This is a genomic window from Paraburkholderia caffeinilytica (assembly GCF_046030355.1).
Lineage (GTDB): Bacteria > Pseudomonadota > Gammaproteobacteria > Burkholderiales > Burkholderiaceae > Paraburkholderia > Paraburkholderia caffeinilytica_B.
On the sequence record NZ_JAQQCQ010000002.1, the window covers coordinates 97,405 to 120,810 of the forward strand.

General features: G+C 57.8%; 16 protein-coding genes. 11 read left to right on the top strand and 5 right to left on the bottom strand.

Going from position 1 to position 23,406, the window contains the following annotated elements; all coding sequences use genetic code 11:
• Nucleotides 1–185 precede the first annotated feature (185 nt).
• Nucleotides 186–1,724, bottom strand: coding sequence for a hypothetical protein (locus tag PQQ95_RS02840; RefSeq protein ID WP_408434716.1), 1,539 nt, complete (start codon nucleotides 1,722–1,724; stop codon nucleotides 186–188).
• A gap of 268 nt (nucleotides 1,725–1,992) precedes the next feature.
• Nucleotides 1,993–3,549 carry a methyl-accepting chemotaxis protein gene (locus PQQ95_RS02845; RefSeq protein WP_408434718.1) on the bottom strand — a complete coding sequence of 519 codons (1,557 nt, stop codon included), beginning with the start codon at nucleotides 3,547–3,549 and terminating at the stop codon, nucleotides 1,993–1,995.
• Nucleotides 3,550–3,818: 269 nt separating this feature from the next.
• Here PQQ95_RS02845 and PQQ95_RS02850 point away from each other — a divergent pair, with 269 nt between their 5' ends.
• The gene (locus tag PQQ95_RS02850; RefSeq protein ID WP_408434720.1) at nucleotides 3,819–4,919 is read left to right on the top strand and encodes an MraY family glycosyltransferase; all 1,101 of its coding nucleotides are present in this window, start codon (nucleotides 3,819–3,821) and stop codon (nucleotides 4,917–4,919) included.
• 52 nt (nucleotides 4,920–4,971) lie between these two features.
• Here PQQ95_RS02850 and PQQ95_RS02855 read toward each other — a convergent pair whose 3' ends face one another.
• From PQQ95_RS02855 to PQQ95_RS02865, 3 genes are read right to left on the bottom strand one after another with little or no spacing between them, the layout of a single operon-like run.
• On the bottom strand, nucleotides 4,972–6,858 hold the full coding sequence (locus PQQ95_RS02855; RefSeq protein WP_408434722.1) for a polysaccharide biosynthesis protein: 1,887 nt from the start codon (nucleotides 6,856–6,858) through the stop codon (nucleotides 4,972–4,974).
• 11 nt (nucleotides 6,859–6,869) lie between these two features.
• Nucleotides 6,870–7,892 carry an MraY family glycosyltransferase gene (locus PQQ95_RS02860; protein WP_408434724.1) on the bottom strand — a complete coding sequence of 341 codons (1,023 nt, stop codon included), beginning with the start codon at nucleotides 7,890–7,892 and terminating at the stop codon, nucleotides 6,870–6,872.
• 10 nt (nucleotides 7,893–7,902) lie between these two features.
• A complete protein-coding gene (locus PQQ95_RS02865; protein WP_408434726.1) occupies nucleotides 7,903–8,865 on the bottom strand; it encodes a UDP-glucose 4-epimerase family protein in 963 nt (320 codons plus the stop codon).
• Nucleotides 8,866–9,472: 607 nt separating this feature from the next.
• Here PQQ95_RS02865 and PQQ95_RS02870 point away from each other — a divergent pair.
• From PQQ95_RS02870 to PQQ95_RS02915, 10 genes are all read left to right on the top strand, one after another.
• Complete coding sequence (locus tag PQQ95_RS02870; RefSeq protein ID WP_408434728.1) at nucleotides 9,473–10,450, top strand: glycosyltransferase family 4 protein; 978 nt, start codon at nucleotides 9,473–9,475, stop codon at nucleotides 10,448–10,450.
• Nucleotides 10,451–10,454: 4 nt separating this feature from the next.
• Nucleotides 10,455–12,629 (top strand): glycosyltransferase family 2 protein, encoded by a 2,175-nt coding sequence (locus PQQ95_RS02875; protein WP_408434730.1) that lies wholly within the window; start codon nucleotides 10,455–10,457, stop codon nucleotides 12,627–12,629.
• A gap of 4 nt (nucleotides 12,630–12,633) precedes the next feature.
• Nucleotides 12,634–14,976 (top strand): glycosyltransferase family 4 protein, encoded by a 2,343-nt coding sequence (locus PQQ95_RS02880; RefSeq protein WP_408434732.1) that lies wholly within the window; start codon nucleotides 12,634–12,636, stop codon nucleotides 14,974–14,976.
• Nucleotides 14,973–16,040 carry a glycosyltransferase family 4 protein gene (locus PQQ95_RS02885; protein ID WP_408434734.1) on the top strand — a complete coding sequence of 356 codons (1,068 nt, stop codon included), beginning with the start codon at nucleotides 14,973–14,975 and terminating at the stop codon, nucleotides 16,038–16,040. The genes PQQ95_RS02880 and PQQ95_RS02885 overlap by 4 nt, the downstream gene beginning before the upstream one ends.
• The gene (locus PQQ95_RS02890) at nucleotides 16,037–17,020 is read left to right on the top strand and encodes a glycosyltransferase family 4 protein (protein ID WP_408434736.1); all 984 of its coding nucleotides are present in this window, start codon (nucleotides 16,037–16,039) and stop codon (nucleotides 17,018–17,020) included. Before PQQ95_RS02885 ends, PQQ95_RS02890 begins: the two co-directional genes overlap by 4 nt.
• 1 nt (nucleotide 17,021) lies before the next feature.
• Nucleotides 17,022–18,077, top strand: coding sequence for a glycosyltransferase (locus PQQ95_RS02895; protein WP_408434738.1), 1,056 nt, complete (start codon nucleotides 17,022–17,024; stop codon nucleotides 18,075–18,077).
• 17 nt (nucleotides 18,078–18,094) lie between these two features.
• Entirely contained in the window at nucleotides 18,095–18,688 is a 594-nt protein-coding gene (locus PQQ95_RS02900; RefSeq protein ID WP_408434740.1) for a histidine phosphatase family protein, read from the top strand.
• Nucleotides 18,685–19,563: a hypothetical protein gene (locus tag PQQ95_RS02905; protein WP_408434742.1), complete on the top strand. Its 879-nt coding sequence runs from the start codon at nucleotides 18,685–18,687 to the stop codon at nucleotides 19,561–19,563. Before PQQ95_RS02900 ends, PQQ95_RS02905 begins: the two co-directional genes overlap by 4 nt.
• Nucleotides 19,564–19,965: 402 nt before the next feature.
• Entirely contained in the window at nucleotides 19,966–21,930 is a 1,965-nt protein-coding gene (locus tag PQQ95_RS02910; protein ID WP_408434744.1) for a hypothetical protein, read from the top strand.
• A gap of 327 nt (nucleotides 21,931–22,257) precedes the next feature.
• The gene (locus PQQ95_RS02915; RefSeq protein ID WP_408434745.1) at nucleotides 22,258–23,325 is read left to right on the top strand and encodes a phytanoyl-CoA dioxygenase family protein; all 1,068 of its coding nucleotides are present in this window, start codon (nucleotides 22,258–22,260) and stop codon (nucleotides 23,323–23,325) included.
• Nucleotides 23,326–23,406: the final 81 nt, after the last annotated feature.

A 23,406-nucleotide genomic window follows, 5' to 3' on the forward strand; every position in this document is an offset into this window, starting at 1 on the left:
GCGGTCCGCGCTCCTGCGTGTGCGTATGCGTATGCGTATGCGTATGCGTATGCGTATGCGTATGCGTGTGCGTGTGCGTACGCAGGAGCATTTGGCGCGGATCACTAGCGGCAGCCCGGAGACCAGAAGCGATGGCGCTATCGTCGAAACTCGACGGCTGCGCCCTCGCCAAAGCAGCGATTCATTTACTTCACGGCCCCTTGCAGATAGAAATACAGTCCGCCGACATTCGCCGCGCTGACCAACCCCTCCTTCGGCACCGCTGACACAAGATAGCGCCCATGAGCGGCGCTGATCTGCGCCGCTGTGCAACGCGCCGCTTGGGAGAAGACAAGCTGCCAGTTCTGCGCGATGCAAAACGGCGTGGTTCCCTGACGCTGCGCATAAGCCTGCGTGCCCACCACGGTAGCCCAGAGATGTTCCCAGTTCGCGAAGCCGTCCAGATCAAACACCAGACCATCTACGCCCAGTTGCCTGACCGCTGCGTAGACGGCTGGAATCTCCGGATCGTTGTATTGGGAAACGTATTCGGGCGGCTGATGGATCCGAACACCGGTGAAAACGCCCACGGCGACACAGACACACACCGCTGCACGGAATGGCGCAGCCGTCACATTGTCGACGACGCGCTTCAATAGCAATGTCAGTGCAAGCGCAGGCACTGCGTAGTAGAAAATCCCCACGTATGTAAGCGAGAAATTGTCGACGCCGAAAACGGAATAAAAGAGGAAACCAACCGTCGCGCTCGCCAATGACAGTGCGATTGCCCTCTCCGACCCAATACGGTCTTCACTCTCCCGCTCGGAACGGTTTGTCGCGAGGACGGCACAGGCGGCGGCGCCGAACAGAATCCCAAAGAGCCCGTTACTCCAGAACAGACCGACGAAACGTATTGCGTCTCCGAAATGGTTCGCGCGATGCGCATGGCCAAAAGCGGCATATTCGGCGATCGGTCCAGGAAAATGGAGAATGGTCTGGATCACGAGCGGGACAAGAAACAGTGCCCCAATCACCACTGCACTCACAATCGCACGAAAATTTCCCACGAGGTAGTCACGCCCTACTACCCAATTGCTTCGCGCGATAGGGGACCGTGCATAGAGCCACGTATTCGCGGCGACCGCACACGCAAGCATGATTGCGGCTATGCCGAAGAAGGACGCGTGACCATTCAAAAGAAAACCCAGGCTAACCGCAAGCAACAGGAGTCCGTCCCGGCGTCCCATGATCAACGCAGCAAGGGACACCGTAAAAGCGGCAAAGGCAAAGTAGTAAAGATGAGGAAACCAGGTGCCCGCGAACGCCTGATAGTTGATGTACGCAGTGACGCCGACAAATAAAGCCGTAGTGGTCACGGCAGCCGGCATCGACCCTTGCATTCTGCGCAGAAGCACGCCGATCGACGCGATCCAGAATCCGGAAAGCAGCGCCACCGCATAGATCTGCCCGGAGAACGGCGAAGTCACCCACCGCGTCAGATCAAAAAATGCGATCTCGCCTGCCGCGAGCACGTAAAGGAACGCAGGGCCTGGATGGTTGAATCCGACTCGAGAATAATTGCCGACTAACAGGCTGAAGTGCTTCGCCTGAAGTACCAGCAGGGAATTCGCCGCAAAATCCCCGCTTTCATGAAGCTGGACGGACGAGAAAGTCTGCCCGAATACGATGATAAACAGCGCCACGCAAATCGCCGAGACGACAAAAACCACCCACCCCTTGAGCACGGAGCACCTGTTTTCATGTTATTCGAATGCGGTGCTGTTTTTCGGCGTCGTTCTGGCTACGCGACTTTTCGAATGGCCTCGCGAAATCAGCAGCAAGCGAAAGCGGTTATGGAAAGACAGGATTGTAAAGTAGCCCGCCAGGCTGAAGCGAAAGTATTCGGTTGCGCTACTGATTCCGCCCCGACGTGCTATTGAAACGCGCCCGGCGCCGTGTCACACGGATCCATCGCCGGGTTCCTTGTGTCCACAGTCGAATGTATCTCGGCGCTTAGACCGGCTCATCAAGACGGAACACGGCAACGGCATCCTTCAGGATAACGACCTGCTCCTCGAGGGATTTTGCCGCTGCTGCAGCCTCTTCCACGAGCGCCGCATTGTGCTGCGTCACCTCGTCGATCTGCGTAATCGCCTTGTTGACCTGTTCGATACCATCGCTCTGTTCAAGCGCCGAAGCCTCGATCTCGTTCATGACACCGGTGACGCGCTGGACGGCGTCCATGGCCTCATGAATGGTCTTTTGCGCGCCAGACACCAGAGAAGCGCCCTGCTCCACCTTGGCCGCCGATTCGCCGATCAGCTCTTTGATTTCCTTTGCTGCCGCACCCGAACGCTGGGCGAGGCTGCGCACTTCGGATGCGACGACCGCAAAGCCGCGGCCCTGCTCACCCGCGCGGGCCGCTTCCACCGCCGCGTTCAACGCCAGGATATTGGTCTGAAACGCAATCCCTTCGATCATGCCGATGATCTCGGCCACCTTGCGCGACGACTCGGTGATCCCATCCATCGTTTCGGTGACCCGTGACACCTCGGTGCCGCCACGCGTCACCGTATCCAGCGCACCCTGCGCCAACCGGTTCGCCTGCTTCGCATTGTCGGCGTTCTGCTTCACCGTCGCGGAGAGCTGTTCCATGCTCGCCGCAGTCTGCTGAAGTGCCGCTGCCTGCTGCTCGGTCCGCGACGAGAGATCGGCATTGCCCGACGCAATCTCATTGGCACCTTGCGTAATTGCCGTCGTGCTGCCCCGCACCTTGGCCACCGTCTCGACGAGGCCGTCGCGCATCTTCGTCAATGCGCCGAGTAATTGGCCCATTTCGTTGCGCGATTTGCTTTTGATGGCGATCGTCAGATCACCCGACGCAATGCGTTCGAAGTGCCGGATGGTCACGTTGACCGGCTTGATCACCGCCGCCGACAAGCCGACCCGCGCCATCACGCCGATCACAATGGAAATCGCGCCGATTGCCGCGAACAGCATCGTCGCGATCTGGAAACGCTGCGCCGCCGTCTCGCCCTGCTGGCGCTGGCTGTCCGTCTGCAAGCGCTGCAGCGCGTCGATGGACTTCGAATAAGTCGCATAGAAAGCGTTCGCCGTTTCGCCCTGGATATTGCGGAAGGTGTTGAAGTCGAAGTCGGTCAGCGCCTTGAACTCCGGCTCGATTGCCTTATCGACGAGCGCGCTGCGCGCCTGCTCGACGTTCTGCGCGAGCTTCTTCTCATCCTCGCTGGCGAACGGGCCGGTCATATAGTTGGCAAAGTCTTTGTTCGACTCGACCAGCACCTTATGCGCGGCCGGCAATAGATCGTCGGTTTGCTTGCCGACGCTGAAGAGCGTCTGATAGGAGCCGAGCGCGAGCTGCACTTGCAGCAGCTTCTCGGAACTCGCCTTCAAATGCGACAGCGCCGCGGCGCTATGTTGCGTTTCGTCGAGACTGCTATTCGCGAGCTTGAGTGCGCCATACCCCACGCCGATCACGGTCAGCAGGAAAACGACGAATACGCTGATCACTAGCGTCAGGCCGCCACGAATGGTGATGTTGTTGAGCATTGGGTCTCCGGAACGTCTCATTGATCGGCGGCGAACCCCGCGATACGCCGGCGACCGTCTTTTTCGCCGGCAACTTACACCTCGCCGCATCCAGGTTAACGGCCTTCCGGAGACCTCGTTAAATAGGTGGAATCCATGACAGGCAAGACTTTGCGGGCGATTGAAGCTTCACTATCTGGGATTTCCCGCGTGTTCGGCGCGGGCGCTGCTTTTCAGGACGCCATGCGTTTCATTTGTATAATTCGGCGTCTTCGCTCAGGCCCACTTTCATGCTTAGTTTTGCGCTCGGTTTTCTCGTTTCACTGCTGATCACGCTGTTGATCGTGCGCTATGCGCATTTGCATGAAAAATTCTCGACCGATACCGATCTGGCGGGCGTGCAGAAATTCCACGTGCGCCCGGTGCCACGCATCGGCGGAGCCGGGATTCTGGTCGGTCTGATCGTGTCCGCGGTGCAGTTGCATCATGCATACCCCGCCGTATCGGGCGGCATCCTGGGGCTGATCGCGTGCGGCATGCCGGCGTTCGGTTCGGGCCTGGTCGAGGATCTGACCAAGCGCGTCTCACCGCTCGCGCGGCTCGTCTGCACGATGGCGGCCGCCGCCCTCGCCTATTTCGTGCTGAATATCGCCGTGACGCGCATCAGCGTGCCGCCGCTCGACTTTCTGCTCTCGTATGCGGCGATCTCCTGCGCGGTCACCGTGCTGGCCGTCGCGGCGCTTGCCAACGCGATCAATATCATCGACGGCTTCAATGGCCTCGCGTCGATGGTCGCGTTCATGATGTTCGCATCGCTTGCTTACGTCGCGTTCCAGGTGTCGGATCCGATCGTGCTGTCGGCGTCGTTCATGATGATGGGCGCAGTGCTCGGCTTCTTCATCTGGAATTTTCCGGCGGGGCTGATTTTCCTCGGCGACGGTGGCGCGTATTTCATCGGCTTCATGCTGGCCGAGTTGTCGATCATGCTGGTGATGCGCAATCGCGACGTGTCGGCGTGGTATCCAGTGCTGCTTTTCATGTATCCGATCTTCGAGACGTGCTTCTCGATCTACCGGAAGAAGTTTATTCGCGGGATGTCGCCGGGAATTCCCGACGGCGTGCATCTGCATATGCTGGTTTATAAGCGCTTGATGCGGTGGGCGGTGGGTACGAGGACGGCGCGGGAACTGACGCGGCGGAACTCGCTCACCTCGCCGTATCTGTGGTTGCTATGTCTGATTGCGGTCGTGCCGGCGACGTTGTTCTGGCGGCATACGCTGCATCTGTTCTGTTTTGTGGTGGTGTTTGCCGCGACTTATGTGTGGCTCTATATGAGCATCGTGCGGTTCAAGTCGCCGCGGTGGATGGTGGTGAGGAAGGGGAAGCGGTAATAAGAAAGGCGCCTGAGGCGCCTTTCTTATGCATGACAGAAACCGGACACTTTTAGGAAGCCCGCGTGGCCGAGGTGACGTTGCCGACACTGCGCAACGCCGGCGCGGTAGCCGGTTGATACTCCGGCACCCAGCGGCGCAGATCGCGACGCACTTCGTCGTCCGTCGGGACGCGATGCTGCATCAGCCAGGGCAGCAGATTGTCGATGAAGCTGTCCGGCACCTCACGCGCCCGCGCGATGCGCAACTTGGGATGCGGCGTACGGGTGGTGGTTTCGTCGTCCGCCAGCAATTCCTCGTACAGCTTTTCGCCAGGGCGCAGGCCGGTGAACACCACACGAATCTGCTCTTCGGTAAAGCCGTAAAGACGGATCAGATCATGTGCGAGGTCGGCAATCCGCACCGGCTTGCCCATGTCGAGAATGAAGATTTCCCCGCCATGTCCCATGCTGGACGCCTGCAACACCAGTTGCGACGCCTCCGGAATCGTCATGAAAAAGCGGGTGATTTCCGGGTGCGTGACCGTTACCGGGCCGCCGCGCGCAATCTGCTCCTGAAATTTCGGGATCACGCTGCCCGCACTGCCAAGCACATTGCCGAACCGAACGGTTTCGAACTGCGTGCGTTTCGCGCCCTGCTGCAACGCTGAACACGCCATTTCCGCAAGACGCTTGCTCGCGCCCATGACGTTGGTCGGATTGACGGCCTTGTCCGTGGAAATCAGAACGAAATGCGCGACGTCGTGGCGAATCGCCGCGCGCCCCACGCGATACGTGCCGAGCACGTTGTTGCGCACCGCCTGCCAGGTGTTCACCTCTTCCATCAACGGCACGTGCTTATAGGCCGCGGCGTGAAACACGATATGCGGACAGTAACGCCCCATTACCTGATCGAGAAGCAACGAATCCTTCGCGTCGCCGATGATCGGCACCACCGATACTTCGGGATATTTATCGCGCAGCTCTTCGTTGAGGCGATAGATCGAGAACTCGGAGACGTCGAACGCCAGCAGTTGGACCGGCCCGTAGCGCAAGATTTGCCGGCACAGTTCGGAGCCGATCGAGCCACCCGCGCCAGTGACCATTACGACACGGTTTTTAAGCAGTGCTTCGACGTGCTGCGTATCGATCATGACCGGGTCGCGGCCCAGCAAGTCTTCGAGATCGATCTGCCGCACGCGCGACAAAAAGGCCTGGCCTTGCGTAAGCGGCGTGAGCGCCGGCAGTGTCATTGCGCGTACGCCCGCGCGCACGCACAGCGTGGCAATGCGCCGATGCGCTTCTACCGAAGCCGAAGGCACCGCAATGATCACGTGCTCGACCTTCATTTCAGCCGTGATCTTCTGCAGATCGCTGATAGCGCCCAGCACGCGGTAGCCGTAGATTTCGCGGCCCTGTTTGACCGGGTCGTCGTCGAGCAGGCCAGCGAGGCGCCATTCGCCGGAGCGCTTCAGTTCCCGCACCAGATTCGCGCCGGCGTTACCGGCGCCGAGCACCAGCACAGGCTTGCCCTGCCCCACGAGGCCGCCGTAGCGATAAAACTCCTTCGCCGCGCGATATAACGCGCGTGAGCCGCCCATGGCGAGGAAAAGCAGCATGGGCGAAACGATCAGAACCGAGCGTGGCACAACCGGAGCCGGCTGCAACAGCGCCGAGCCGATGACGACCACCACCGCGCCGACCCCGATCGCCTTGGCGATTCTCACAAGGTCGGGCAAGCTCGCGAAGACCCACATGCCTCGGTACAGCCCGTAACTGCGGAACATCACGGCGTAGATCAACAGCACCCAGACTAATGCATGCAGTCCGCTCGCCCAGAACGGGGCGGGCACGGGTCCATTGAAACGGATGACGTAGGCCAGCATCCAGGCGAGAGCCACCGCACACAAGTCGAACGCAAACGCACTGAACGAAAGCCATCGGGCTTTGAATCTTTTCATTGCGCAGAACCTCAGGATTGCCCGGAACGGGACACATGGCGCTGCCAGTAGCGATCAATGCAAAGCCCCGCGACCACCAGCACAGCAGCCCATGCGACGACGACAAGCCATTGATAAACCACAGCAATACTCAGTGCCCACAAAGCAAGCATTATGCCCGCGACCATGAAGAAATACCAAACTCGGGCTGTTGAAGCGTGCCCGAAACCGCCCTGCACCAGTCTTTGATAGTAGTGTTCGCGGTGCGCTTGCCAAAATTTTTCGCCACGGAGCAGCCGTTTGAGCAGCGTAACCGACGCGTCGCCAATGAACGGGGAAAAGCTCACCGCCGGGAACCAGATCGGCCAGACGCCTTCGCGCCAGCCCCAGTAGCCTAGCGCGCCAGCCAGAAAACCCAAGGGGATCGAACCCGCGTCGCCGAGAAAGACCCGTGCGGGGTGAAAATTGAACAAAAGAAAACCCGCGGCCGCCCCGGCCACGACCAGGCAGGCCAGCGCGAGAGCCGAGTCCGGGTGGGTCGACATGGACGCCGCGATGGCGTAGCCGCCAAAGCCGAACAGGGCCATACCACCGGCAAGACCGTCCGATCCGTCCATGAAATTGTACAAATTGACCAGCCAGATGAGTAAGAACGCCAGGGCTGCCAAGGCCCACCAGGGCGCGTCGGCCGGGTAGACGGCGATCAGCGCAACCACGGCCGCCGCGTGGCCGCCGAACCGGACGCGGGCGGGCAAACCGCGGCGATCGTCGATTTGCGACAACGCGGCCAGCAGCGCCGCCAGCAGTGCGGGCAACCATAGGGCGGGCGCCGCGAGCCAGATCAGGACCACGGCCGCCGGCACGATGCCCCAGCCGCCTACGCGCGGCGTCGGACGCGTGTGCAGAGAACGGTCGTTGGGAATGTCGGTGGCGAGGCGCCAGGCGAGGCCGGTCCGGAGCAGAACCCACAGGATGCCCGCGCACGCACACAGCGCCAGTACGCCCCACAGGAGCAGGTGCACTACAGGAAAGGAAAGGAGCGAAGCGTTCGGCATTGAGGTTGGGTCAGTGCGTGGAGCGATACCAGGCGGCTGTCTCCAGCAGGCCGTGTTCGACGGTATGAGGCGGGTACCAGCCGAGGCGCTCGCGGATATGAGAACTGTCGAGACGCAGTTCGCCGATCAAGCGGTCGACCTGGGCCGAACGGCCGGTCAGGCGTCCAGCAAGACTCAGCAAACCAACGGGAACCGGTATGAGGCGCGCCGGCACGTGCAGTTGCGTGGCGAGCGCCCTGGCAAGCTCTGAGACGCTTAGATCGCGACCATCCGTGACGTGGAAAGTCTCACCGGCAGCGCGTGGGTCGGTTGTGCAGTGCACGAGCGCGTCGACCAGGTTGTCGACGAACACCAGGCTGCGACGGGCTGCGATTGAGCCGAGCGGCAGCGGCACGCCCTTTGCAATCGCACTCATCAGTTGCAGGAAGTTGGCGCGCACGCCGGGACCATAAACCAGCGGTGGGCGCACGATCACAATCTCGAGGCCCGATTCATGGCCGTATTGGGTCAGCGCGCGCTCGGCTTCGAGCTTGGAGATGCCGTACGGGTCGGTGGGCGCGGGTTCGTCTGCTTCGGTCAGAGGCCGGCCGGCGCTGCTTTCGCCTACCGCTTTGATGCTGCTGACAAAAACAAAACGGCGCGCGCCTGCGCGATGGGCAGCCGCAGCGACGCGCAAAGCGCCCGTGACGTTAGTGGCGCGATAGGCCGCAAGTGGATCAGCCGTCGTCGTTTCGCGCATCATGTGGACGCGGGCAGCGAGATGGATCACCGCGTCGCAGCGCGTCGCCACTGGCCAGCGCTCATGAATGCCTTCGAAGTCGTTCGCGTCGAAGCGCCATTCGTGGACGCCTTCGACGGTGGTTTGCGCGCGGCGCACCAGTCCGATGACGCTGTCGCCGCGCTGCAGCAAGGCTCGGGATACCGCCTGGCCGACGAAACCGTTGGCGCCGGTAATCAGCACGCGTTGAGTCATCGGGCGGCATCCACCTGGGAACGTGGCCACGCTCCGGCATGGATTGCCCCGTCTACAAACGGCGGGACGGGCTGATGAGACACGATACAATCTGGCATCGGCGATGCTTCTATGGAAGTCTGTTCAGGAAGCGTATTGTATGCGGGCAGCTTCCGCTTCAACCCGGTTCTCGTAAGCGTTAGGCGCTAAAATGCGTGAGTAGCTAGCAGGCTGAAAGTACGGCAAAGGCCCCGGGTCGTGATGATAAAACGGCCAGGCCATCGCGGCGCCTGTTCGAACACTTCTTAACATCTCAAACATATTCGCGCATGTGGAATTTGCCGTTTCGATCCGACGTGCTTGACGACAGCACATATAAGCTCGCCCTGGAGCGACATGGAGACGCAACGGCCCGTGCCCGTATGAGCCAACATTTAGTTACCTCTGTTACCACGGCGCTTTGCATCGCGCCGCAGCGCGTACGTCCCGCGACGTGCCAGCCGGATCGCCCTCACGCATCTTACGGATCACCGTTTCGCGCCGCATGATCGCGAGCGCATCATGCGCACCTGTACGCTGGCAGGAATTGTCGATCTGAATAAAAGTTTGAGCAGATAGAGTCCCATTCATGAAAGTGCTGTTCGCCACTTACCCTATGGCCTTCCACACCCCCGGAGGCGGAGAAATACAGCTGCTTGCGTATCGCAAGCATCTACCCGCGCATGGTGTGGACGTGACGCTGTTCGATCCATGGAACCCACGGTTTCTGGAACATGATGTAGTCCACTTCTTCTCGTGCGTCGGTGGGTCGGTCCATTTCTGTAATTTTGTTAAGCAGCTTGGTTTGCCGTTGGTGGTCTCGTCCAGTCTGTGGGTGACGGAAGAGACCAAGCATCTCTATCCGATCGGCGAGATTCATCACCAGTTTTCGTTGGCGGACCGCGTCGTTGCAAACTCCGACATCGAGTGCGACACGCTTTCGCGGATCTTTGACCTTCCGCGGGGAAAATTCGTCACGGTTCTGAACGGCGTCGAGGATAGCTTTTATGAGCCGATCGCGGCCGAGCTGTTTCGCAGCGAGTTCAAGATGCATGATCGCTTCGTGCTGAACGTGGGCAACATCGAACCACGCAAAAACCAGTTGGCGTTGGTCAAAGCGATGAAATCGTTCCCCGAACTCAAGCTCGTTCTGATCGGCCATCAGCGCGATCCGGAATATTCGAAGGCGTGCTTTGCGGAAGGTGGCGACCAGGTCATTTACGCCGGCACATTGGCCCATGATTCGCCGGTGCTTCGCTCCGCCTACGCGGCATGCGAAGTGTTCGTCTTGCCGAGCACGCTGGAAACACCCGGGCTCGCTGCGCTTGAGGCGCACGCTGCAGGATGCCCCGCCGCGGTGACCGAGGTGGGATCGACACGCGAATACTTCGGTGACGAAGTGGAATATCTGGATCCGTCAAACGTCGACAGCATGGTCGACGCGATACGCCGGGCAGCAAAACCGCGAGGTTCGCGCACAACGCACACGGCTGAGGCTCACCGTCGACACCTGAACTGGCAAACGGTGCTCACTCAATTAGAAACGACTTACCGCTCCCTGGTGTGAGAATATGAAATTTCAGTTGCGTCCTTTAAAGAACGTTGAAAAAACGTCGAGTACGGCTTTTCCGTGGCTAGCGATCAATAACGATCCGCAGTTCTGGATCAAAGGCTGGAAGAAGATGGTGGGCAGACATGTCCGGGTCTCCTTCCAGTTACAGACTGACAAGCTGCCGGCATCGCCTTGCGTCCTTTATTACGACGCAGGTCACGGCATGTCCGAAGCAACGGCTATCTACATGACAGTCGGTTCGGACGGCACGGTCAAGCAAGATCTGCTGCTGCCCTTCACCACGAACGCGTTACGTCTGGATCCGATCGCCCAGCCCGGGCTCTTCTCCATCAGCAATTTCAACATTGAACTTCTGGCGCGTGAGGTGCCGTTCGTTCTTCATCGGCCACGCCGCATGCTGGCTGCGCAATCCAACGTTGGAACCAACACACCGGCGCCTGTGGCCGACGGCCGTCGCGACTATCCGAAATGGATCAAGTCGCACGAGCCACAGCGTTCCGCCTATACCGCGCTGCGCAAGCGTGCGTCAGGCTGGCAAGACAAGCCGCTATTCAGCGTGCTGATGCCGACCTACAACACGCCGGAGCGCTGGCTTCGCAAGGCAATCGATTCGGTCATCAACCAGGTGTACGACCATTGGGAATTGTGCATCGCGGACGACAACTCGTCCGACCCGAGCGTTCGCAAAACGCTGGCGGAGTACGCTCGCAAAGATCCTCGCATCAAGGTGACCTACCGCACCACGAACGGCCGCATCAGTATTGCGAGCAATAGCGCGCTCGAACTGGTTACGGGCGATTTCGTCGGCCTTCTGGACCACGACGACGAACTCCATCCGCTCGCGCTGTATTGTGTCGCCGAGGCACTTCACGATCACCCCGAAGCCGCGTTGATCTACTCGGACGAAGACAAGATTTCAGTGGACGGCGTACGTTCCGAACCGTATTTCAAGCCGGCGTTCAACTACGACCTGTTCCTTAGCCAGAACATGATCACGCACTTCGGCGTGTACCGTGCTTCGGTCATGCGGGAAATCGGCGGATTCCGCGACGAGTTCAACGGCTCGCAGGATTACGATCTGGCGCTGCGATTCCTCGACTACTGCGGCGAAGGTGCGATTCATCACATTCCGCGCGTGCTCTATCACTGGCGCGTTCACCCGCAAAGCACGGCAGCCACGCATGAAGCCAAGCCGTACGCACATATCGCGGCAATGCGTGCCATAGACGAGCACTTGCAGCGAGCGGGCGTAAAAGGCCATGTCGAGCCGGCCCCTGGGGCAAGTGGTTACAACAAAGTGTGCTACGACCTCCCGGACGCACAACCGTCTGTCGAAATCATCATTCCGACACGCGACGCGGCACGTCTGGTTGAACAATGTGTGGCCTCGATTCGCGAAAAGACCACCTACCAGAACTTTCGCATCACGATCATCGACAACGGCTCAGTCGAGCCGGCAACGCACGAACTCTTTGCCCGCTTGCAGGCGGATGGCGTCGTGACAGTGAAGCGGGACGATGCCCCGTTCAACTACTCGGCACTGAACAATCGCGTCGGGCTTGCAAGCACAGCCGATTTCGTCTGCCTGATGAACAACGATATCGAAGTCATCACGCCGGAATGGCTGAGTGAAATGGTATCGGTCGCGCTGCAACCGGGCGTGGGCTGTGTCGGCGCGAAACTCCTCTATCCGAACGACACGCTGCAGCATGCCGGCGTCATTATCGGTGTCGGCGGCGTTGCCGGTCACTCTCACAAACATAGCGCCAAGCCTCAGCCGGGTTACTTTTCGAGAACGCTGCTGCGCAGTTCGATGTGCGCCGTGACCGCTGCCTGTCTCCTGGTACGGCAATCGATTTTCAAGCAGGTGGGTGGGCTCGACGAACAACTACAGGTCGCGTTCAACGACGTCGACTTCTGCTTGCGCGTTCGCAAAGAGGGGTATCGCAATGTGTGGACCCCTTATGCCGAGCTGTATCACCACGAGTCTGCGACTCGCGGATACGAAGACAATCCGGAGAAGATCGCCCGATTCAATCGGGAAGTCGCGTACGTGCAGAAGCGCTGGGGTGATTTCTTGTTGAATGACCCATGCTACTCGCCGAACCTGACGTTGGAACACGAGGACTTCTCCTTTGCGTGGCCCTCCCGAGTCGCCGATCTGATTCAGTAAAGAAATGACAAAAACAACCGAGTGGCTGGATCAAGCACGACACCCGTCCGAGAGTGAGCGATTCGCGTTGCCCAGCGCCGTTTACTTCCTGCTCAAGTTTCGCGCGGACCTTGCTGAGTTTTCCTGCAAGACGCTTACCGACCGGATCGCACTGTATCTGTGGTGGGAATCAGTCGCGCGTACGGATTATCCAGACTTCGATTGGAAACCCAGATCGCAAGATCTTGCGTATGTCGAGCAACTCGACAACGCAACGCTGATCTCGGAATATCCCCGAAGCATTGCATATTGGCTGAAGAGCACGGCGCCGAGCATTCTGGACGGAAAGAATCTGACCGCGACGTTGCTCGAACCGGCCGATATCGACGGGCCCAGTGGTTTCGACTTACCTGCGTTTCTTGCGGTGATCGTCGAAGATCGAGCCGATTTGAAACAGGTTTTCGACCTGACTACCGTTGCCGGTCGACTGGGGTGCGTGAGCTGGTGGCAAGAGCGCGGTCAAGTCGAATACCCGAGGATCGCCTGGTCCCCGGCAGAGATCTTTCACGCGCTTCTCGAAACACACGAAAGCAGTCGTGTCGACGAAGTGCCGTGCCCGCGTCTGCTGCACCTCATCAGAAACGAACGCGCCGATTTGCGGCAAGCTTACGATCTCGACACGTTCGCCGGTCGAATCGCATTTCTGGGCTGGTGGCGCGAGCACAGAAAGGATCAATACCCGAGCATCAGATGGATACTTTCAGGCGTGCCTGAGCGTCTCTTTGAGCCGGAGGACGCCAATAACGCCACGGGAATCCCTCTTCCGCGCTTCCTGAATCTGATCTGTCACGACCGGGCTGATTTGCGGCAAGCGTTCGATCTGAAAACATTGACTGGACGCCTTGCCGCACTGACCTGGTGGGATAGCGAGGGACAGTTCGCGTACCCGGTTATCCAATGGTCGACAAATGCCCTCTTGCCGACTTTGCTTGCATCAGAGCCGGCCCCCGGAACAGGTGCGGCCACCGTCCCCAAATTCCTTGAATCGATCCGACGGGACCGCGCTGACCTGACAGCGGCATTTGACACAAGCACACGGGCCGGCGCAACCGCGCTGGTGAGCTGGTGGCAAAACCACGGCAGAAAAGAATATCCAACGCTGTGTTCGATCTCCCTTGCCACGGCTGGCGAAAATTCTGATGGCGGCGGCAATCAATACGTTATGTCGATTGAGCGCGCATGGCGCGCCCGCCCGTTCGGGGTCAACATCGTCGGATTTCCGCAGGGCGTGCTCGGGCTCGGCGAAGACGCAAGAATGGCGTCGAAGGCCCTTGGGCTCTCCGCGATCCCATGCGCGCTGATCAATGCGCCGATGGCAGGTCCAGCGAAACTCGATACGTCTGTCGACCATCTGCTAAGCGTCAACCTCAAATATGGGCTGAGCGTCTTTTGCCTGCCGCCGCCCGAAATGCTGCGACTTTCGCTCGAGGGCGGACGCAACCTCATTGAGGCTGACACGTACAAGATCGGCGCATGGCCGTGGGAATTGCCGCAGTGGCCGAGTGCGTTCGGCAAGCTTCATCGGCTCGTCGACGAAATTTGGGCGCAAAGCCGTTTCGTACAATCGGCGTTCGCGAGACAAGCGGACACGGCGGTCCATCACGTTCCGATGGCAGTGAGCATGCCTGCGCCGGTGAATCCCGACCGTAGCCGGTTTGGCTTACCGTCCAACGAGTTCCTGTTCTACCTGATGTTCGACGGCAACTCGTGGCTGACGCGAAAGAATCCAATCGCCGGTATCCATGCGTTTCAGAAAGCATTTGGCGCCCAGACGTCCGGCGTCAGCCTGATCGTCAAAGCGATGAATGTGCGAGACAGCGATCCGACATGGCGCGCCGTGTGCGAACTCGCTGCACAGGATGCTCGAATCCGTATCGTCTCAGAGCGGCTGAGCCGTCAGGATACGGTCGATTTCATGGCCGCATGCGACGCTTATATCTCGCTCCATCGTAGCGAAGGGTTTGGGCGCGTGATTGCTGAAGCCATGCTGCTGGGACAGCCTGTCGTAGTAACGAACTTCTCGGGGAATGTGGATTTCTGCGACGAGCAGACCTCCTTTCTTGTGGACGGAGATCTCGTCCCCTTGCGCGCAGGCGACTATCTGTTTCACGAAGGTCAATACTGGTGCGATCCCGACGTGTCGACCGCGGCGGAACAGATCCGTACGGCCTTCGAAGACAAAGACCGCCGGAAACGCGTGGCCAAGGCCGGCCAGGCGCGTATTCTCCGCGACTATTCCATTGAGGCCGTCGCTCGTGCGTACGCCGACAGACTGGCGGAAATCAAAGCGGGAGTGGTGTCTCCATGAGAGTGCTGATCTGCGCGCCAGACATCTTCAGCGGTGACGCTGTTGGAAACCATTGCCTCGGCGTGGCTCGAGCGGCGAGGCGGCTTGGCTTCGCAGCAGAACTGTACGCACAGAACCACGATGCCGCGAATGAGAGAGTGCATCCTCTCAGCGAGCTATCTTCCGCGGTTCAGCCCGATGATGTTCTCTTCCTGAGCTATTCGATTTTTGATCCGCGCCTGGATCAGATAACAAAGTTGAAGTGCAGGAAGATTGGCTATTTTCATGGCGTAACAGATCCAGAACTGCTGCGCGCTTTCGAACCACGCACTGCTCAATTGTGCCAGGACGCGCTCGCCCAGTTACCCGCCCTCGCGGCCTTCGATTTACTCGTTGCGAACTCGCATTTTTCCGCGCAAGCGCTTGAAGGCGTAGCTGGACATGCATCGATTGAAGTTGTCCCGCCCGTCTTCGCCGACATGCCCGCCTTCAGCCGCAATCCGGACTCGCACAGCGCACCGTCCGCAAACGCCGAACTGCTGATGGTGGGCCGCGTCGTTCCACACAAGCGGATCGAAGACGGTATCGAGATTCTGCACAGACTACGCAACCTCGGTGTGCCTTCAACGTTGTCGGTTGTAGGCAGCATGCCGAACTATGACTACTCGAAATATCTGATTAACTATGCTCGCGGACTCGGCGTACTCGACCACGTCGATTTCAAAGGCACGCTGGATGACTGCGATCTGCTCGATTGCTTCGAACGGTCAGCCGTTCTGTTGGTGACCAGTCGTCACGAGGGATTTTGCGTGCCCGTACTGGAAGCGATGCATTACGGGAAGCCCGTACTCGTGCGCGCAGGCACAGCGGCCGAAGAGTTGTGTCTCGCCGAAAGCATATTGCCGGATGACGCGCCGGCCGACTCATGGGCAGCGCTGCTCGCGCAACTGGTCGATGTCACTGGGGACAAGGCCACGCAGTCGCGCGAAAGCTACTTGAATCGCGCCAAGGATATCCTTCTAAAGACCAGCGATGAAGTGTGGTGCAATCTGTTCACACAGCTTGCGGCCAGGAGAACGACATGACGGGTTTGAAATTCCTGCTCACCACGTACAGCACAGCATTCACTGTGAGCGGCGGAGGCGAGTCCGAGCTCGTACAGGTCGCCGAAATCATGAAAGCCTCCGGTGTTCATACGGACATTTACGGAATCGGCAGCCGGCCACTCAGTTTTTACGACGGCATCATCCATTTCTCGGTACACGCCGATGGAGAGGCCATTCTTCGGGAAGCCAAACTTAAGAACAAGCGTGTCTTTCTTTGGCCGAATGTCTGGTGGACCGACGCGCCGACCTCTAACGAAGTTGCGAGAATTGTCGAAATCACGCGTGATGCGCACAAGCTGTTGTTCAAATCACAAGCAGAGCTCGTCAACTTTACGCAATACGTCCCCGTACCGGACGACAAGCTTCTGGTGGTTCCGACATGCGTTTCCAATCGCTTTCTCGCTCCGGCCGACAACGATCTGTTGTCGACTATTTGCAATGCGACTAACTTCGCGCTATGTCTCGGCCTGATTGAGCCGATCAAGAACCAGTTGCAATTGATCCGGGCATTGAACGAGCTTAAGCTCGAAGGCGTGTTCGTCGGCGGCGCGAGAGACGACGAGTATTACCGCCAATGCGTCAAGGAAGCACACGCTGGCATCACCTTCCTGCCCTTCGTGCAGCCATGCAGTGCGCTCCTGCGTTCAATCATTTCCAACTGCGCAGTGCTGGTTGAGGCTAGCATCGATCCGCCAGGACGGTCGAGCCTGGAAGGCGCGATCATGCGCAAACCGCTCGTCATTGGAGACGGCCCTTGGCAGAGGGAGCATTTCGCAGACGGTGTCTGGTATGCGCCCACCGATTCCGTACAAGGATTAGCAAACGCGATCCAAGACGCAATGACCGATGCGGATCGTGAATCGAAAATCTTGCAAACGTACGAGCGTGTGCTGGACCGGCATTCAGCTTCAACCATTGGACCACAACTCGCCGAGATGCTAGCAAGAGAAAGTATTTGACATGCCAAGAATCCCACGATTACTGGTGGTGCAGCGAGTTTCGCTATCACACGACAAACTGATGTCGAGGTCGATTGCAGCTCGCTTTGGTCCCCTGCTCGGTTATATGGCCAATCTTGGCATGATCGAATGGGAGGAAATTGTCGAGGGCGACATTACCATCGGACAGCTCAGACGTTTTGACGCCGTACTGTTCAACAAGCATACCTCCAACCGGGCGGTAGATTTAATGCGCATGGCCAACGATCTAGGCCTGCGAACGATCTACGATATGGATGACTGGATCATTGATTTGCCGATGTACAGCGTCACGGATCTGAACGACGATCTGCTGGCGAACATCACCTGGCTTTTGCGACATGCTTCCGTAGCAACAGTGTCCAACGACGCGCTGCGCGGTAAATTGCAGCGTATTCGTTCGTCTGTGTCCATCATTTCCAATGGGTTTGATCACAGCGCTATTCCGTCGGATCCGGGCGATTGGCGAGAAGCCCAACCGCCAAAGATCATGTTTTCGAACACTGACGGCATCAAGCTTGTCCACTTCAGGAAAGACTTTTTCAAGGTCCTTGTGGACTTCATGAACCGGCATACGGAAGTGTCGCTGGAATTTTGGGGCGATGGATTTCCAGAGATGTCCCGGATTCCACGCTTGGCGGCCAAGGGCTTTCTCGATAACGCGGCTTATAAGTCCGCCATCCGCGATGCGGGTTATCTGTTCTCGGTTGTTCCGCTTGGCGGCCGGGAAGATCCTGAAGCGCTGTTCTTCAACAGTTGCAAGTCATGTATCAAATACATCGACTATGGCAGCCTCGGCATTCCAGGCATCTATTCGAAAAGTCCCGTCTACGAAGATGCCGTGACGCACGGCGTGACGGGCTATCTCGTGAACAATACACCTGACGAGTGGGCTGAAGCGATGGAACAGATGTATCAGGATAGCCAGTTGCGACAGGCGCTGAAACGCAATGCGTTCGACGATGTGCACCAGCGGTTTGGGCTTGCAGCACCTGCGCAAATGCTAATGACACTTTTAACCAGCGACAATCCAATCTAGTCGACTCAATCCGAACTATGGACCTTCTACTGATCAGGCACGGCCAGTCGACCGCAAATGCGCAAGGACTGCTCATTTCGACCAACCAGGATCCGCTCACGGACCTCGGTAAAACGCAGTCCGCACAGCTTGCGAAGACACTGGAGCGGTTTGCTTATCAACCGTCCCCTATCTTTTGCAGCCCGTGGCGGCGTGCCCATGAGACAGCGCAGATCGTCTTTGGTGATTCAGCGGTGATGAAGCTCGACTCCCGGCTTGCCGAGACCAATCCCGGCATCTATGCCACGTGGCGTGAAGCTGATTTTAACGCCGCGCATCCGACGTTCAACTACGACATCACCAATCGCTATGAAGGCGGCGAGTCGCATCTGGATATGGCCGATCGCGTGCGCGAGTGGGTCGATCAAGAAGTACTGCCCCACGCATCCGAACCGGGATTGGCTGCAGCAGTTGCACACGGCGGACCCATTAGCGTGGTGCTGCAGCACCTGCTGGACATTCCTATCGAAACGCGCTACCCCAGCTTCACCGTCCCCAATGCGTCATTCACCTATCTGAAGTGGCGCGGCGACCTGAAACGCTATTGTGTGGAGCGCGTGGGCCAGGTATGAACAAGAGCGTTGCGATCTACGAACCGCTTTACGCGAAGGATCAGGTACTCGCCGATCCGGCGTTCATTCCCCTCGCGCGAGCGGGAAATGCACGACCGGAGTGGCGTGAGTTCGGGATCCTCATCGACATGTATCGCAACAAGGTTCATCTACGCCACGACTTCACGGGACTGTTCTCGCCGAAGTTCAATCTGAAGGCAAAGATATCAGGCGCCCGTTTCGTCGAATTCGTGCAAGCACATGCTGACGCGGACGTCTGTTTCATCAATCCATTTCCGCAGATTGCCTATTGGTCGTATAACGTCTGGATGCAGGGCGAGCATGCTCATCCTGGTCTCACCCGTGCGGCGCAAGAACTAATAGACGCTTGCAAGTTGGGTTGGGCACTTGGCGAGACGCCGAGACATGATTATCGCCACCTTGCCTACAGCAATTTCTGGGTGGGATCCCAGCAGTTCTGGGACCGCTATGTAGGCGGCATTCTGGTGCCGATCGCCGAATTTCTGGAGTCTGAGCCGACTCACGTCGCGGCGCGAAACGTCATGGCGGAGACGAGCCATACGGATCCCGCGCCCTTTCTGCCGTTCATTGTCGAGCGCCTATTTAGCACTTTCGTATCGACTCATGCAGGCTTGGACGTTGTGGCCTATCCGTTCACGCACGAGCAGATAAAGGGCTATTGCAACAACGATTTCGAGCGATTGCTGTTCGATCGCATGCAAGCCAGAATCGACGCTGCAGATTCTGGCCATGCTTTTGGATCGGATCTTATCGAACAGATGGATATGGTCTGCGCGCTGTGGCAGCAGCATTTCTTCGACTACTACGCTTTGAGACCGCATCCGCATACGGCGAATGTTGTTACTCGGGGTTAGCGACGGGTGGCAAAGATATATCCGCGTAGTGCTCGCGCGAACCGTGGAACATGTCGTCGTTCGGGTGAATCGGTGCTTCGTGCATAAGCCCTATCTTCATCTCCGGTTGGTCGAAGGTATGCGTTGCACTTGCCGTTTCGGCCTTTCCTCGCATCTGCACACGACAATCCTAGGCGATCAACCGCCGCCATCGACGTCGGCGCTTCCAATCATTCGCTCTGAGCCACTGTGCTGAACACGTCCGACCGGATCGCGCAATTCATCGTCGGCATCTGGACGTCCCTGGCGCCGCTCGGCACATCCAAACCGTCCGTTGCATGGCGGGGCACGCGTAGCGGTAGTTATCTTGGAACACAACCATTTTGTTACTATTCGCGCTGCCCCTCTCCGTCCACGACACACATGAGCGACACAATCAAACAAACAAAACAAGTCGCAGTTCTGAGCCTGCGAGCATCGATCAAAATCCTCGCGGTGCTATCGCTACTTATCGCAGGCTTATCGATCATGCCCTTTGGACCTGCCATGGGCAGCGTCGAGGTCTGGACATATGCACTAAATGAGGCTGTCGCCAATCATCTCGTTTTTGGGCGAGACGTGATTTTCACGTTTGGTCCGTTTGCCTCGGTCTATACCCAGCTATATCATCCCGCAACCTACCCAATCGCACTCATCGGGAGCGCGATTATTGCGATCGGATATTGTGCTGGCTTTGCCCTGCTTAGCTTTAAAGATAGGCCGCTGCTGCTCCTGCTGGTTCCGCTGCTAGGAGCCGAATCGTGGGTACGGGATGCAACGTTGATGACGCCTCCGCTTTTGTTGATGTTGATCGCGTTTCGTATAAGCCTACCTCCCGGTAGCATCGCGCGCATCAAGATGACCCCATCGGCTGCGGTGCTCGTCAGCGCAGTATCAATGTCGATCGGAATCCTGCCACTGATAAAGGCGAGCTTTTCTGGACTTGTGGCGGTCGAACTCGCTCTCTCAGCCGTCATGCTCGTCTGTGGGCAGCATCTCAGGACGGCAATAGCGATTGTTCTGATAGCACTTTTATCAATGGTATCTGGGTGGGTTTGGACTGGCCAACCGCTTGACGGGCTACTGCAATTCTTCCTTGCCCAAACTCCGATCATCTCGGGGTATTCCGAGGCAATGTCTATAGAAGGGCATGTCTCGCAGGTCTATCATTGGCTCATAGCGGCATCCCTCTGTGTTCTGGCTTTCTACTTCTACGTGGGCCGCTCACGCGGCCTGTTAGGTGCAATCGCGATTGCGAGCTTTGTTTTTTATCTATTCGTGTGTTTCAAGGCAGGGTTTGTGCGTCAGGACATGCATCCGCGCATCGCAGCTGCGGCGTTTCTTGCTGCCGGACTGTCACTTGCACCAATGGTACCCGTCAGACAAGGGATCGTAATCGCTCTGGTGGCGCTGTCTGGGTGGAGTGTGATTGAGCATTCAATGCCAGACTTTCGCCGCGACCTTGTGTTCCAACGACCGCATGACGTCTATAAGCCGCTATTCGACACACTCGCTAGACGCATAACTGGACTTGATTCGTTTCCCCAAATGTTCGCTGCAACGAAACAGGGGATTCGTGATAAGACGCCGCTACCCAGTATTACAGGGACAGCCGACGTTTATCCGATTCGGATGGACATTCTGTTTGCGAACGACATTAAATGGGCTCCGCGGCCGATCATTCAAAGCTACTCAGCATACACACCGAAACTTGATCAGTTGAATGCGGAACATCTGATCGGCGCCAACGCTCCACAGAACGTCATTTTCACGGCCATCGCCATTGATCATCGGTTACCGTCAATTGAAGATGCGCTGAGTTGGCGCGAGTTGCTCAGCCGCTATTCGATAGTCGACCGAATTTCCCTCACGAACCCGGATCAAAATTATCTGCATATGGTTCGTAGAAAAGCACCCATCCCGTCGGAGCTGACACCTCTGGCCGATATGGAGACGTCAATCAACACCCCGCTTGCAGTTCCGCCAAGCGATGGAATCTTGATCGCGAAGATCGACATGCAACCGACAGTGCTCGGCAAAATAGCACTCGGCCTTTACAAATTGCCTGAAGTGTTCATCGAATTGACCTTAACAGACGACCGCACTTTCCGGTTCCGATACATTCCATCAATGGGGGAAACAGGCTTCGTTTTGTCACCACTCGTGCAGTCGAACAATGACTTCCTGGCGATGGCATCAGGCAAGACAGATGCGTTGCGCGTAAAACAAATGAAGTTGACAACATCGACGAACGGTCTATGGCGCAGGAACATACGTGTCGTCCTCGAAGCCCTACGCATTGATCCTCAATCCATTGCACCAAACCTGTTTTTGCCGCCGACAAAGTAGAACAAAAACGCTTGGGCCTTCGGCGCTCTTGATCAAAGCGGCGAATGCACCGTGCTGATCCTTATCTTCGCGGATAAGTGCACGTCATGCCCCGCATCGCACATGCTGACGTAACGGATCGAGCTAAATCAACTCCGCTTCGTTGCGCAGCAACGCGGGGCCATCCTGCATTGAATTGCGCTGAGGGGGGTTCGGGAACCCAGTGTCCACTTAAATAGTGTGGGCATCAGTTGACACTCAGCCGCCCGGATACGGAATGTGTTTCGGGAAGCCTGCGGTATGATTACGGCCTGAGAGCGACACAAACATCAACACTATATTCGACCAATGAAAATTCATAACGATCTATTGCCCGGGGTCCCGTTTATCGAAAGCCCGTTCTTCAAAAAGGGAATTGCGGCAGCTGGGTTTGATGACGAGACGCGCCGGGTTGCAGAAGACCTTTACCGTGACGGCTTCGCTGTCATCGACTTTCCTGACGAAGAGTTCGACTCAGTAGCGGACCAGATCAAACAGGATCTGGTGCACAAGTATGACTGGGATTATTGGCTTTCCAAAGGATACGACGCTGGCGATAGCCTGCGCGTCATCGACGCGTGGAAAGATAATGGGAACGTGCGCCGACTAGCATCGAATGCCAAGGTCATCTCGCTTCTCAGCAACCTGTTCGGTCGCCAGGCATGGCCGTTTCAGACGCTGAATTTCCCTGTGGGCACTCAGCAGCATTACCATAGTGATTCGGTACATTTCAGTTCGGTTCCGGAACGTTTCATGTGCGGCGTCTGGACCGCCCTTGAAGACATTGATGAAGACGCCGGCCCGCTGATTTATTACCCAGGATCGCATAAGTGGCCGATTTACACGAACGAGCATCTTGGTGTTTGCTCCGTAGAAACCCCTAGTTCGCGGAATCAGCAGACATTTGAACCACTGTGGGAGGCCTTGGTTGAGGAGCACGGTATCGAGCCGAAGCTCTTTACACCCAAGAAGGGACAAAGCCTGATTTGGCTTGCCAACCTCCTTCATGGTGGGCTGAAGCAATCGGACAAGACCAAAACCCGTTGGTCGCAGGTGACGCATTACTATTTTGAGGGCTGCGCATACTACACACCCCTGAGTTCCGATCCGATGTATGGCGCCATCAAGTTTCGGGAACCGCTGAATATCCTCACTGGCGAAAGATCTCCGAATAAATACTGCGGATACGATATTCCGGGCGAATTTGTCGAAATGGCGACTCGTCTCCAGCAACTTGATCGGGCCGCCCCGCTTCCTGCAGATTTCGACTCCGCTGAGTATCTAGCCGCGAATCCTGACGTCAAGGCCGCTGGCGTGGATCCGATTCATCACTATCGTTATTTTGGTGCCAGAGAGGGACGTCCAATCAAGGTGTGATACACAGGCTCACCCGAGGGGGCGATCTGCCACCGTAACGACACCCCAAGCGCCACGATCCGAACGCCCAGGTAACGGGGA

Bases quoted from the DNA above. Each gene is read 5' to 3' on its own strand.
- PQQ95_RS02890 (WP_408434736.1), top strand. From the start codon at position 16,037: ATGACGGGTTTGAAATTCCTGCTCACCACGTACAGCACAGCATTCACT.
- PQQ95_RS02865 (WP_408434726.1), bottom strand. From the start codon at position 8,865: ATGACTCAACGCGTGCTGATTACCGGCGCCAACGGTTTCGTCGGCCAG.
- PQQ95_RS02850 (WP_408434720.1), top strand. From the start codon at position 3,819: ATGCTTAGTTTTGCGCTCGGTTTTCTCGTTTCACTGCTGATCACGCTG.
- PQQ95_RS02900 (WP_408434740.1), top strand. From the start codon at position 18,095: ATGGACCTTCTACTGATCAGGCACGGCCAGTCGACCGCAAATGCGCAA.
- PQQ95_RS02875 (WP_408434730.1), top strand. From the start codon at position 10,455: ATGAAATTTCAGTTGCGTCCTTTAAAGAACGTTGAAAAAACGTCGAGT.
- PQQ95_RS02855 (WP_408434722.1), bottom strand. From the start codon at position 6,858: ATGAAAAGATTCAAAGCCCGATGGCTTTCGTTCAGTGCGTTTGCGTTC.
- PQQ95_RS02905 (WP_408434742.1), top strand. From the start codon at position 18,685: ATGAACAAGAGCGTTGCGATCTACGAACCGCTTTACGCGAAGGATCAG.
- PQQ95_RS02870 (WP_408434728.1), top strand. From the start codon at position 9,473: ATGAAAGTGCTGTTCGCCACTTACCCTATGGCCTTCCACACCCCCGGA.
- PQQ95_RS02845 (WP_408434718.1), bottom strand. From the start codon at position 3,549: ATGCTCAACAACATCACCATTCGTGGCGGCCTGACGCTAGTGATCAGC.
- PQQ95_RS02895 (WP_408434738.1), top strand. From the start codon at position 17,022: ATGCCAAGAATCCCACGATTACTGGTGGTGCAGCGAGTTTCGCTATCA.
- PQQ95_RS02915 (WP_408434745.1), top strand. From the start codon at position 22,258: ATGAAAATTCATAACGATCTATTGCCCGGGGTCCCGTTTATCGAAAGC.
- PQQ95_RS02885 (WP_408434734.1), top strand. From the start codon at position 14,973: ATGAGAGTGCTGATCTGCGCGCCAGACATCTTCAGCGGTGACGCTGTT.
- PQQ95_RS02860 (WP_408434724.1), bottom strand. From the start codon at position 7,892: ATGCCGAACGCTTCGCTCCTTTCCTTTCCTGTAGTGCACCTGCTCCTG.
- PQQ95_RS02880 (WP_408434732.1), top strand. From the start codon at position 12,634: ATGACAAAAACAACCGAGTGGCTGGATCAAGCACGACACCCGTCCGAG.
- PQQ95_RS02910 (WP_408434744.1), top strand. From the start codon at position 19,966: ATGAGCGACACAATCAAACAAACAAAACAAGTCGCAGTTCTGAGCCTG.